Source organism: Streptomyces humicola, assembly GCF_024436035.1.
In the GTDB taxonomy this organism is placed as follows: Bacteria; Actinomycetota; Actinomycetes; order Streptomycetales; family Streptomycetaceae; genus Streptantibioticus_B; species Streptantibioticus_B humicola.
Genome location: NZ_JANFNG010000001.1, coordinates 681,044 through 692,291 on the forward strand (window position 1 = coordinate 681,044; position 11,248 = coordinate 692,291).

Here is an 11,248-nt window from a genome sequence, read left to right on the forward strand (position 1 = left end):
ACGACATGACGAACGTCATGCCACAGGCCGTCGGGAACGAGCTCGCCGAACTGACCATCGTCGACTGGGCGAAGAGCTTCATCGAGCCCGACTCGACGCTGCTCCTCGTCGACCACGGGGAACGACCGGCCAACGTGCACGGCGCGGACGCCACAGGGCAGGCGCTGGTCTCCAACGGCGCCCTCGGCGCGGACGTGCTCCGGCTGCCCGCCGGCGCCGGCTTCTCCCCGCACACCCACCCCGGCCACCACATCCTGATCGTCGTCGGCGGTGAGGGCACCATCACCTACGACGGGCGCATCCACCACACCCGCGCCGGCCAGGTCTACCTCGTCGAGGGTGAAGTGCCGCACGCGGTCGGCGCCATCACCGACCACGTGATCCTCGCCGTGGGCTCGCCGCACAAGGCCATCGACGCCGAGGACCGGATGGCTCCCGTGCCCTACGAGGAGGTCATCGCCCCGGACGGCGACCTCACCTGCCTGATCTGCGACGTCTCCGCTTTCGCGCCGCACCGGCTGCACACGTCGGGGTGCCCGCACTGTCCGTGCCGCGACTGCGTCACCGGGAGCGCGCGGTGACCACACAGGCGCCCGGCGACCCGGCGGAGGCCCTGCTGCTGCGCGACCCGCGCACCGGACGGGTCCGCGGCCGGTCCCCGAACGGCCGTGCCCCGCAGGTCGCCGCCACAGTGGTGGCGGCCCGCCGGGCGTCCGCCGCGTGGCGGGCCCGCACCCCCCGCGAACGCGCCGACCGGCTGCAGGGGCTGGCGGACGCCCTCGACGGGCACGCCGGCGCCTACATCGCCCGCGAGCGGGCCGGCACCGGCAAGCCGGAGGCCGAGATCGCCCATGAGGTCGCCGAGGCGGCCGACCTGTTCCGCTTCTACGCCGGGGCCGCGCGCGCCGGCACCGCCCCGGCCGCGGGCGGACTGCTGCCCGGCCACGAGAGTTGGGTGCGCTGGGAACCGTACGGCACCGTCGCCGTGATCGTGCCCTGGAACTACCCGCTGATGATGGCCGCCTGGCGGTGTGCCCCCGCACTCGCCGCAGGCAACAGCGTCGTCGTCAAACCGGCCCAGACCACCCCCGACTCGGCGGTCCTGCTCGCCGAGCACGCCCAGGAGGCCCTGGGGGAGGGGGTGCTGCAGTGCCTGCCGGGAGACAGGGAGACCGGCCGCCTGCTGGTGGACAGCGCCGTCGACATGATCGCCTTCACCGGCAGCGCTCGGGCCGGCGCCCAGGTCGCCGCACGCGCCGGAACCCGCCACACCAGCCTCGAACTCGGCGGCAACAGCCCCGTCGTCGTGCTGCCGGACGCGCCCGAGAACACCTGGGCCGACCTCGCCGCCGCCTGCACCTACAACGCCGGCCAGAGCTGCGCAGCGCCCGCCCGCGTGATCACCCTGGCCGGCCACTACCACGACGCCGTGGACGCGCTCGGCGAGGCCATGGCCGCGCGCCGCGCCGGGCGGGAGTTCGGCCCCCTCAACAACGCCGACCAGGCGGCCCGTTACGACCGTATCGTGGCAGCCTCCGGCGCCGGCCGCACCGAGACGGCTCCCCCCGCCACGGCCCCCGGCGAGGAGAACGGCTACTGGCGGGGTGCCACCGTCCTCGCCGACCTGCCCGAGGACAGTCCCGCGCTCGCCGAGGAGGTCTTCGGCCCGCTGCTGACGGTCCAACAAGCCAAGGACGAGGAGCACGCGGTGCAGCTCGCCGGCTCGGTGGAGCAGGCCCTGGCCGCGAGCGTGTGGACCGCAGACCTGGACCGGGGCCTCGCCCTTGCCCGCCGCCTGGACGCCGGAGAGGTGTGGCTCAACTGCCACCTCGCCCAGACCGCAGAGCTTCCGCACGGCGGCCGCGGCGCCTCCGGCCAGGGCACCGACCTGAGCATCCTGGCGCTCCGCGACTACCGGCGCCCCAAGACGATCACGGCCCGCCTGCGGTGGCCCTCTACGCCATGACCCGTACGACGAAGGACGACCCCCATGAGAATCGGCATCGTTGACGGCTTCTCGACCGCCCGGTTCCTGGTCGAGGAGCTGAGGCGGCGCGGAGCATCCTGCATCCACATCCGCAGCCAGAAGAACCCGCCCAAGGTGTACGCCCGCGCCTTCAAGGCCGCCGCCTACACCTACGACCTGGGCTGGTCGTCGGCGGTGCTGCAGGAGACCGCCACCAAGCTCGCCGAGTTGTCGGTGGACCGGGTCGTAGCCGGCACCGAGTCCGGCGTGGTCCTCGCCGATCAGCTCAACCACCTCCTCGAGCTGCCCGGCAACCGCATCGCCCTGGCCCACGCCCGGCGCGTCAAGGCTGCCATGGCCCGCGCGCTGCGCGCCGCCGGTCTCGCCACCGCCGAGGACATCTCCGCGGCCACCCCGCAGGAAGCGGTGGCCTGGTTCACCAGCCGCTCCGAACGTCCGGTCGTGGTCAAGCCGCAGTCGAGTGCCGGCACCGACAACGTACGGATCTGCCGGACGGCCACCGAGGTGGCCGCCGCCTGCCAGGCCGTGCTCGACGAGCCGAACTTCTTCGGCGAGCCCAACCGCACCGCGCTCGTGCAGGAGTACCTCGACGGCGAGGAGTACTACGTCAACACCGTGTCCCTGGGCGGCGTCCACAAGGTCGCCGAGATCTGGCGCTCGGTGCGCCGCACCGGCCCCGACGGTGCCCCGCTGTACGACTACCAGGAGCCCGTCCCCGTCGACGATCCCGTCGCCGTCGCAGCCGCCCCGTACATCAAGGATGTCCTGACCGCTCTCGGCATCGCCAACGGCGCCGCCCACAGCGAACTGCGCGTCACCGAACGAGGTCCCGTCCTCCTCGAGACCGGCGCTCGGCTCGGCGGCGGCGTGCTGCCCCGCATCTCGCGCGACTACGCCGGTGTCTCCCACGTCCACCTGCTCGCCGACTCCCTCACCGACCCGGACGCGTTCGACGCCTTCGACGACACCGCCGTCACCTGGTCGAAGAACATCCGCTACGTCTCGCTCATCAGCCACCACCCGGGCACCGCAGCCGCCGCCACGTGGCAGGACACCATGCGCTCCCTGACCACCTTCGACGGTCTCATCAGCCGGATCTCCGCCGGCGGCGCGGTGCCCCGCACCATCGACCTCGCCTCCTCCCCGGGCGTGGTCTACCTGGTCGCCGACTCCGCAGGACCCGTCGAGGACGACTACGCGCACATCCGCACCCTGGAGCGCGACAAGGGGCTGTACCTGTCATGAGCCTCCTCAGCCGGTTCAGCACGATGCCGCCCGCCGGGCCGGGCCGGGCGTTCGCGGTGGTGTCGCTGCTGGACTCCATCGGCACCGGGCTCTACCTCGCCGGCGCCACGGTGTACTTCGTACGCGGCGTCGGCCTGACCGCCACTCAACTGGGCATCGGGCTCGCCGTGGCCGGCTGCGCCGGCTTCCTCACCACCGTGCCCATCGGGCTGCTGGGCGACCGCTGCGGCGCCCGCCGGGTCCTCATCGGCCTGCAGCTGTGGCTCGCCGTCCAGTTCACCCTGCTCGCCTACGTGCACGGACCGGTCGCCTTCACGGCCGTGTGCTCCCTACTGGCCGTCGCCGAGCGTTCCGCCCCGCCCATGATCCAGGCCGTGGTGGCCGATCTGATGCGCGGCAGCGCCCAGGTCAAGGCCATGGCCGCGATCCGCACTGTGCGCAACGCCGGGTACGCCTGCGGCGCGCTGCTTGCCACGGCACTCCTCGCCGGCCAGGCGCTGTGGATGCTGCGGGCGATGCTGCTCGGCAACGCCGTCTCGTTCGTCGTCGCCGCGCTGCTGCTGCGGCGTCTGCCCGGAGCCACGCCGCGGCCCGCGACTGCGGCTCCGCGCCGCACCTGGCTGCCCCGTGGCCTGGGCGACGGCCGCTTCCTCGTCGTCACCGGGCTCAACGCCGTCCTGGTGCTGCACACCACGCTGCTGTCAGTGGGGCTGCCGCTGTGGATCGTCCAGCACACGCGCGCCCCGCTGGTGCTCGTACCGCTGCTGTTCGCGCTCAACACCGTGCTCGCGGTGGGCCTGCAGGTGTGGCTCGCCCGCGGCGCCGAGCAGCGGGGCCGTACCCGCCGCGTGATGCGCTGGGCGGCGGCCTCGCTCACCGGGTGCTGTGTGCTGCTGGCCGTCACCGGGCACCTGGGGCGGGCGGGCGCGGTCGTCCTGCTGGTAGCCGCCATGGTGCTGCTCACCGGCGGCGAGCTGTGGCAGTCGATCGCCGCCTGGGGGCTGCCGGTCGACCACGCTCCGCAGGGCAGGCGGGCCGAGTACCTGGCGGTGTTCAACCTGGGTGTCACCGCGCAGAGCATCCTGGGCCCGCTGCTGATCACCGCCCTGCTGCAGTTGAAGGACGCCGGCTGGCTGGTGCTCGCCGCACTGTTCACCGTGTGCGGGCTGCTCGCCGCTCCCGTGCTGCGCTCCCTGGAACGGCACCGTGGCCCCGCCGAACCGCCTGCTCCGGCAGCCGTGCCTGCACCGGCGCCGGCTGAGCCGCAGGTGCCGCTGCCGCACCTGCCCGATCACCCCGCGTGCTTCGCCTGCGGCACCCGGGCCTCGTCCGGGCTGCGGCTGCGCACCACGCATGCCGACGAACATGGCATCACCGCCGAACTGACGTTGCATCAGGACCATCAGGGGGCGCCCGGCATCGCCCACGGCGGCATCGTCGCCGCGGTCCTCGACGAGGCGACCAGCCTCGCCGTGTGGCGGGCCCACCGGCGACCGAACGTGACCGGCCGGCTTGAGGTGGAGTACCTGGCTCCGGTGCGGCTCAGCATCCCCGTCCACGTACGGGCGAGCTGCACTAGCACCCAGGGCCGGCGCATCCACGTCGCCGCCGAGCTCCGGGTGGGCGCGCCGGACGCGCCGGTCGCCGCGCGGGCATCGGCCGTCTTCGTCATGGTGCCCGCCGAACACTTCCTCGTCCGCGCCGGGACCACGGAGGACGAGGATGCCGCCGTGCGGTAGTGCCGTCGCCGATGCCCGATCAGGATGTGGTGTCGACGACGATCTCCTCGCCGTCCCGCAGCGTCCGGTGCGCAACTCCGTCGCCGGCCAGCCGGCGCACCACCAGTTCGATGCGCTCGCTCTCCGGGTGCGCGGAGCGGTGGTGCGGCACGATCATGTAGTCGAGCAGCCCGAGCCCGTCCCACCGCGGTTCGGCGCCGAACCGCTTGCGAACCTGCTCCGGATCGTCCACCAGTTCCAGACCGCGCAGGCTGGGTGCCAGCACGCAGCAGCCGGCGCTGTAGCCGGAGTACACCAGCGCATCGGAAGCCATCGCCTCGGCGAGCACCGCTTCCGCGCCGCTGCGGGCCATCGCGTGACGCAGCACGAAGACGTTTCCGCCGCGGACCCACATCATCCGGTAGTGCTGCAGCCGGTCCGCCAGCCGTTCGGGCCGCCCGGCGTAGTCGCCGAGGTCGAGCACGTCGGAATCGATGCCCAGCCCGCGCAGCGCCGCCACCTCGCGGGCGATGCCCTCCTCGCGGACCGGCTCCGGCTCGGCGTCAAGGGCGTTGGGCACGACGGCGGCCGGCCCACCGTCCGGCAGCAGCTCCAGCAGGCGTTCCGGGCGCAGACCAAGCCGCCACGACGAGAGATACATGCGCACGCAAACGCCCCTAGGGAGGATTGAGTGGACTCCACCGCCAGACGCGTCGCCATTGCCGGCATGATCGGCAGTGCCGTCGAGTGGTACGACTTCTACCTCTGCGGCACCGCCGCAGCCTTGGTGTTCAATCAGCTATTTTACTCACAACTCCCTGCAGCGGCCGCCGTCGTGGCCTCCTTCGGCACGTACGCGGTGGGGTTCGTCGCCCGGCCGCTGGGCGCCGCCGTCGCCGGTCATCTCGGGGACCGGGTGGGCCGCAAGCCCGTCCTCGTCGTGACGCTCTTCCTCATGGGACTCGGCTCCGCTCTCGTCGGTGTCCTGCCGACGTACCGTCAGGCCGGGCTGGCCGCTCCGGCACTGCTGGTGGCGCTCCGTCTGGTGCAGGGGTTCGCGGTCGGCGGGGAGCAGGGCGGCGCCTCCGTGCTCACGGTGGAGATTGCCGGGGCGGGGCGGCGCGGCCTGTGGGGGAGCGTGGTGAACTCCGGCTCCTCGCTCGGCCTGTTGCTCTCCTCCGGCGGGTTCGCTCTCACGCAGGCGCTGCTCGATCGGCATGCGTTCCTGGTCTGGGGATGGCGGGTGCTCTTCCTCGCGGGCCTCGTCCTGATCGCGGTCGGCCTCGTGATCCGCTCCACCGTGCCGGAACCGCCGCTCTACCGGGCCGCCGAGCGGACGGCGCGGCCGCTGCGGACCGTCGTACGCCACCACCGTGCGGCGCTGCTGCAGGCCGTGGGGATGCGCATCTCCCAGACCGCGGCCTCCTATTTCTACACCGTCTTCGTGCTGTACTACCTGACGCTGCGGCGGGTACCCGGCGCAGCGACCGTCGGCGTCCTGGCCGTCAGCGTCAGTGCCGCCCTGAGCCTGCTGACCACCCCGGCCTGGGGAGCGCTGTCGGACCGTGTGGGCCGGCGGCCGGTCTTCCTCTTCGGCGCACTCGGCAGCGCGCTGTACATCGCACCGTTCTTCCTGCTGGTCGAGGCGCGTTCGCCGGCGGTGATCGTGCTGGGCGTGGTCGTCGGCGTGAACGTCTTCCACGACGCGATGTTCGGGCCGCTGGCAGCGTGGTTCAGCGAGCTGTTCCGTACCGACGTCCGCTTCAGCGGCGCAGCCCTCGGCTACCAGGCCGGTGCCGTACTCGGCGGTGGCCTGCTGCCGCTGCTCGCCGCGTCCTTGTGCCTGGCGGCGGGGGGACAACCGTGGCTGGTGTGCGGCTACTTCCTGGTGCTGTCCGCGCTCACCGTGACAGCGGCGGTGCGCGCACCCGAGACGCTGGGGCAGAGCCTGGAGGACCCGCGGGCCCCGGCGGGCAGCCCCCTGCAGGCCGCCGACGTCACCGCCGGGGCGCTCACCTAGGTCGCAGAGCTGTCAGGCCGGACAGGTCGCGGACGACGGTGTGGTTGCGGTCGGCGATGGTGCCGAGGGTGTAGTGGGGCCAGATCCCGTAGTATTCGCCGCGGGTGCGCTGGCTCCACTGCCGGGCGAGGTCGGCGCGGGTTTTGTAGAAGTTCACCTGGTAGCCGCCGGTGAAGACCCGCACCAGGGAGCAGCCGCCCGGGTACTCCTTGGTGGCCGCCACCTCCAGGAACTCCACCGACTGGCTCTCCTCCATGAAGGTGCGCTTGTTGCGGTGGGTGTGCCCGCTGTGGTGGAGGAAGACGCCGGGGGTGCGGTGGTAGAGCGCCTCCAACTGCCGTGCCTTCGTCTGGTCGAGGTCGAACGCCGGTCCGGCCGCCGTCGTGACCGCTGACTCGTAGGTGACGGGGTGGTGGCCGAAGAGGAGCGTGGGCCGGTCCTTGTCGCGGCGCAGTTCGGCGGCGAGGTCGGCGAGCTGGCCGTCGTCGAGCGTTCCGCCGGCCGCGTCGAGCGTGGTGGTGTCGAGACCGACGATGCGCAGTCCGCCGACCTGGTGCACCGACAGCGTCTGCCGCGGGTACGGGAAGACGTCGCCCCAGCAGTCGTGATGGTCGGTGGCGTACGGTATCGGCGTGCACGCCGCGTAGTCGGCCCCGACGTGCGGCCGGTCGTGGTTGCCGCGTGCCACGAAGTAGTCGGTGCCCAACGTGCCCCAGCCGTCGAGTAGTTGGCGGACCCGTGCCACGTCCCCCGGCTTCGCCTCGGACGTCAGGTCGCCCGCGACCAGCAGCACCTCAGCCCCGCGGTCGGGCTTGCGCAGATCGTCGAGCAGCGCCTCCAGCATGACCTCGGGGTAGGGGGGCAGGCCCGGGTCCTGCTGGAAGGCGGGCGGCCAGTTGCCGGTGATGATGCCGGCGGTCTGCTCGCCCATGTGCAGGTCGTTGGAGAGCGCGAGGGTGAACAGGTAGCGCCCGGGCGGGGGTTGGAGCGTGGTGAAGACCCCGGGCGCGTCCGACGAGCCGCCGGTGCCGGGGAACTGCAGCGTGGACTGCTGGGCGTCCTGGCCGGCCGACCGGGCGGTGAATGCATAGGTGCGCCCGGGGTCCAGGCCGTGCACCTCCGCGTGGTGGAAGGCCGTGGGTGCGGTGTCGTGGTACACCGTCCGCGTCGAGCCGGGGTTGCCCGGTTCACCGAGCAGCAGCTCGGTGTCGGCGGGGACGGGTGCAGGCGCGCCGTAGCGGTCGGTCTGCGTCGCCGAGCCGGTGAACCAAGTGATCACCACGCTGCTGTCGGTGACGGTCACCACCTCGGCGTCCGTCACCAGCAGCGCATCCTTCGGCATGGCAGCGGCCGCAGCGCCGGGCTCCGCGGCGGCGAAGGCGAGCGGCGCGGCCGCGACTCCGGCCCACAGCAGGGCCTGACGGCGGGAGGGCGAGCAGCAGTCCATGTCCGCTGAGTATGCGACGGCCAGGTGAACACCGGAAGGCCGCCGCCCGCCGTTACGGCGACAATCGCCCGGCCCGAGGCCGACCGGCGGTCACCCCTGCGCAACCTCGATCTCAAACACCAGTGCGTCGGCCGGGTCCAGCCGGGGAACGGCGAGCCCGACCGCCGCCAGTACCCGGCCGGGCAGCGTGACGGCGCCGTCCACGAGGGGGCCCGTCACCTTCTCGGGCACGGGCAGCTCGGGGCAGAGCGCGATCCGGTAGTCGAGGTCGTCGCGGAGCCCGGGCAACCGCAGCCGCGCCGGCGAGCTCGCCACCGGGCTGTCCAGCTGGAGGTAGCCGAAGACCGCGCGGCGGCCGTCCTCGGCGACGACACCGTGCAGCACAGCGGCCGGGTCGGGGTGGTCGGCGCGCACCGTCCGCCCGGAGTGCAGCAGCCCGCGCAGCCTCCGGTAGGCCGTCGCCCACCCCTTGAGCTCGATGAGCTCCTCAGTCGAGCACTGTGTCAGGTCCCACTCGATGCCGGCGTGCCCGAACAGCGCCGTCGCGCTGCGGAAGCTCAGCCGGGTGGTGCGCCGGGTGACATGGGCGGTCGCCGGCCCGATGTGGCTGCCGATCAGCTCGGGCGGCAGCAGCAGGCCCGTCCAGCGCTGGATGTGCTGACGGTCGATCGGGTCGTTGGTGTCGGAGGCCCACACCCGGTCGGTGTGCTCGATGATCCCCAGGTCGACGCGCCCGCCGCCCGAGGAGCAGGATTCGATCTCCAGACCGGGGTGGGCCGCCCTGAGCTGGTCCATCAGCGCGTAGACGGCCCTTGTCTGCCGGTGCACGCCGGCCGCGCCGTCGTGGACCGCCTCGACGAGCGGCCGGTTGTGGTCCCACTTGAGGTAGGTGATCGGATACTCCGTGAGCAGCGCGTCGAGCCGTTCGCGGATGTGGGCGAAGGCCTCGGGCCGGGCCAGGTCCAGCACGTGCTGATTGCGGTGGGGCGCGGGGAGCCGGCCCTCGGCCGCGAGCAGCCACTCCGGGTGACGGCGTGCCAGTTCCGAGTCCAGGTTGACCATTTCGGGTTCCACCCACAGGCCGAACTCCATGCCGAGCGAGCGGACGTGGTCCACCAGCGGATGGAGACCGTCGGGCCACACCTTCTCGTCCACGTACCAGTCGCCGAGGCCCGCCGTGTCGTCGCGCCGGCCGCGGAACCAGCCGTCGTCGAGGACGAAACGCTCGACGCCGACCTGCTGGGCCCGGTCGGCGAGCTGCCGCAGCCGGGCGAGGTCCTGGTCGAAGTAGACCGCCTCCCAGGTGTTGAGGACGACCGGGCGCGGCCCGCGCGGGTGGTTCGGGCGGGCGCGCAACAGGCGGTGGAGGCGGTCGCTGACGCCGTCGAGCCCGTGGTCGGAGTGGACGAAGTACACCCACGGCGACGTGTGGCGCTCGCCCGGGCCCAGCCGGATCTCACCGGAGGCCGGCAGTTCACCGCCGCCCAGGACGCCCGTGGTGTCCGGGAACCGTTCCGCGTAGTGCTCGGTGTCGCCGCTCCAGGCCACATGCGCCGCCCACACCTGCCCGTGGCGGAAGCCGAATCCGGGCGTGCCCGCGACGAGCACGGTCGCCGCGTCATGGCCGGGACGTCCCTTCCGACTCTCACGGGAGCGGGTGCCGAAGCCGAACGCCGTGCGCTGCGGCACCCGTTCCAAGCCCCAGCGGCCGGTGAGGTCGAGCAGCTCCGCCGCCTCCTCGGGGACGGGCAGGATGCCGCGCACCGCGCCGACCGTCCATGAGCCGGGCCCGTTGTTGGTGACGGTGTGCCGGATGCGCACGACGCCTTCGGGGGTCAGGCGCAGCTCGGTGCGGACGGCGACCCCGGCCTCCTCGTCGGCGGCATGCACGGTGAGGACCGCACCGCCGCCGGCAGGGGCCGCGTGTTCAATGGCCGTGGTGAGCCGCAGCCGCAGGTGCGGCCACATCCCGGCGCGGTCGCCAGCGATGCCCGGCCGCCCCGCCCAGCCGTCGCCCTGGAGCGGCAGCAGCGTCAGCGATCCGTCGGGCGTCCCGGCGCTCACCGCGTCGAAGGCGGCTGCCGAGTGCGGTCCCGTGGTTCCCAAGTCGGAACCCCAGTAGAGGACTCGGGGCAGCGCCGGTCCGCTGGTGTCGAGAACGAGGCTGGTGCCGCCTGCTGTGAGGATCAGCGGGGCGTGGTGCTGCGTCATGGTGTCCTCGTGATGGTGGTGGGCGGTGACGTGAGGAGGCGCCAGCCGCGCAGCATATCGGGGAGCGCTACGTAGTCCATTGGTGCTTGTGGCGTACCACCCTCCGAGTGGTAATGGCTGGGAGTTTTCCAAACCCCCGCATGCGCTGCGGAATCCGGTGACCGTGCGGGGGTTCCCTGTGAACGTGCCGGATCGACCGGCGCGGAAAGGAAACGCAATGTCGAGCACCCTCCTCAGGAAGGCGGCCGTCACCGGCGCCGCTGCGGTCGCCGTACTCTTCGGCTCGGCGGCGGCCGCGAGCGCGCAGGCTCCCGCCGATGCCGCGAGCAGCGCCATCGCCGTCGCGGACCACGGCTACTGGTTCTGCCACCCTGGCTGGGAGCACGGCGGCCCGGGCTGGCGTGACCACTGCCGCCGCTTCCACCACTGCCGCCGCTTCCACCACGGGTGGTGCCGCGGGTACCGCCACCGCGACCACGGTTACGACCACCGCGACCATGGTTACGAGCCCCGCGACCATGGTTACGAGCCCCGCGATCATGGTTACGACCACGGCTACCACCGCGGCTTCCACCCCCGGTCCGGCTTCGTAGCCTGGCGGTGAGGGAGCCTCTCGGGGC

Annotated in this window: 9 protein-coding genes; 6 read left to right on the plus strand and 3 right to left on the minus strand. The window is 72.8% G+C overall.

What is annotated here, in order from left to right; genetic code table 11:
- Nucleotides 1–5 precede the first annotated feature (5 nt).
- From NGB36_RS03190 to NGB36_RS03205, 4 genes are read left to right on the plus strand one after another with little or no spacing between them, the layout of a single operon-like run.
- Nucleotides 6–581 carry a cupin domain-containing protein gene (locus NGB36_RS03190; protein WP_255918462.1) on the plus strand — a complete coding sequence of 192 codons (576 nt, stop codon included), beginning with the start codon at nucleotides 6–8 and terminating at the stop codon, nucleotides 579–581.
- On the plus strand, nucleotides 578–1,966 hold the full coding sequence (locus NGB36_RS03195; protein ID WP_255918463.1) for an aldehyde dehydrogenase family protein: 1,389 nt from the start codon (nucleotides 578–580) through the stop codon (nucleotides 1,964–1,966). The genes NGB36_RS03190 and NGB36_RS03195 overlap by 4 nt, the downstream gene beginning before the upstream one ends.
- Nucleotides 1,967–1,990: 24 nt before the next feature.
- On the plus strand, nucleotides 1,991–3,232 hold the full coding sequence (locus NGB36_RS03200) for an ATP-grasp domain-containing protein (protein ID WP_255918464.1): 1,242 nt from the start codon (nucleotides 1,991–1,993) through the stop codon (nucleotides 3,230–3,232).
- Nucleotides 3,229–4,971 (plus strand): MFS transporter, encoded by a 1,743-nt coding sequence (locus NGB36_RS03205; protein ID WP_255918465.1) that lies wholly within the window; start codon nucleotides 3,229–3,231, stop codon nucleotides 4,969–4,971. The genes NGB36_RS03200 and NGB36_RS03205 overlap by 4 nt, the downstream gene beginning before the upstream one ends.
- A 19-nt stretch (nucleotides 4,972–4,990) precedes the next feature.
- Here NGB36_RS03205 and NGB36_RS03210 read toward each other — a convergent pair whose 3' ends face one another.
- A complete protein-coding gene (locus tag NGB36_RS03210) occupies nucleotides 4,991–5,611 on the minus strand; it encodes a Type 1 glutamine amidotransferase-like domain-containing protein (protein WP_255918532.1) in 621 nt (206 codons plus the stop codon).
- Between the two features lie 30 nt (nucleotides 5,612–5,641).
- Here NGB36_RS03210 and NGB36_RS03215 point away from each other — a divergent pair, with 30 nt between their 5' ends.
- Nucleotides 5,642–6,970 (plus strand): MFS transporter, encoded by a 1,329-nt coding sequence (locus NGB36_RS03215; RefSeq protein ID WP_255918466.1) that lies wholly within the window; start codon nucleotides 5,642–5,644, stop codon nucleotides 6,968–6,970.
- On the opposite strand, the gene NGB36_RS03220 is transcribed toward NGB36_RS03215, so the two are convergent.
- Together NGB36_RS03220 and NGB36_RS03225 are read right to left on the minus strand one after the other, a co-directional pair.
- Nucleotides 6,963–8,417, minus strand: a complete 1,455-nt coding sequence (locus tag NGB36_RS03220; RefSeq protein ID WP_255918467.1) for a metallophosphoesterase family protein — start codon at nucleotides 8,415–8,417, stop codon at nucleotides 6,963–6,965. The genes NGB36_RS03215 and NGB36_RS03220 overlap by 8 nt on opposite strands.
- Before the next feature lie 90 nt (nucleotides 8,418–8,507).
- Complete coding sequence (locus tag NGB36_RS03225; protein WP_255918468.1) at nucleotides 8,508–10,628, minus strand: alpha-galactosidase; 2,121 nt, start codon at nucleotides 10,626–10,628, stop codon at nucleotides 8,508–8,510.
- A gap of 217 nt (nucleotides 10,629–10,845) precedes the next feature.
- Here NGB36_RS03225 and NGB36_RS03230 point away from each other — a divergent pair, with 217 nt between their 5' ends.
- Nucleotides 10,846–11,232 (plus strand): hypothetical protein, encoded by a 387-nt coding sequence (locus NGB36_RS03230; protein WP_255918469.1) that lies wholly within the window; start codon nucleotides 10,846–10,848, stop codon nucleotides 11,230–11,232.
- Nucleotides 11,233–11,248: the final 16 nt, after the last annotated feature.

Excerpts from the sequence above, each read along its gene's own strand:
- NGB36_RS03190 (WP_255918462.1), top strand. The coding sequence starts at position 6 with ATGACGAACGTCATGCCACAGGCCGTCGGGAACGAGCTCGCCGAACTG.
- NGB36_RS03200 (WP_255918464.1), top strand. The coding sequence starts at position 1,991 with ATGAGAATCGGCATCGTTGACGGCTTCTCGACCGCCCGGTTCCTGGTC.
- NGB36_RS03205 (WP_255918465.1), top strand. The coding sequence starts at position 3,229 with ATGAGCCTCCTCAGCCGGTTCAGCACGATGCCGCCCGCCGGGCCGGGC.
- NGB36_RS03210 (WP_255918532.1), bottom strand. The coding sequence starts at position 5,611 with ATGTATCTCTCGTCGTGGCGGCTTGGTCTGCGCCCGGAACGCCTGCTG.
- NGB36_RS03220 (WP_255918467.1), bottom strand. The coding sequence starts at position 8,417 with ATGGACTGCTGCTCGCCCTCCCGCCGTCAGGCCCTGCTGTGGGCCGGA.
- NGB36_RS03225 (WP_255918468.1), bottom strand. The coding sequence starts at position 10,628 with ATGACGCAGCACCACGCCCCGCTGATCCTCACAGCAGGCGGCACCAGC.
- NGB36_RS03230 (WP_255918469.1), top strand. The coding sequence starts at position 10,846 with ATGTCGAGCACCCTCCTCAGGAAGGCGGCCGTCACCGGCGCCGCTGCG.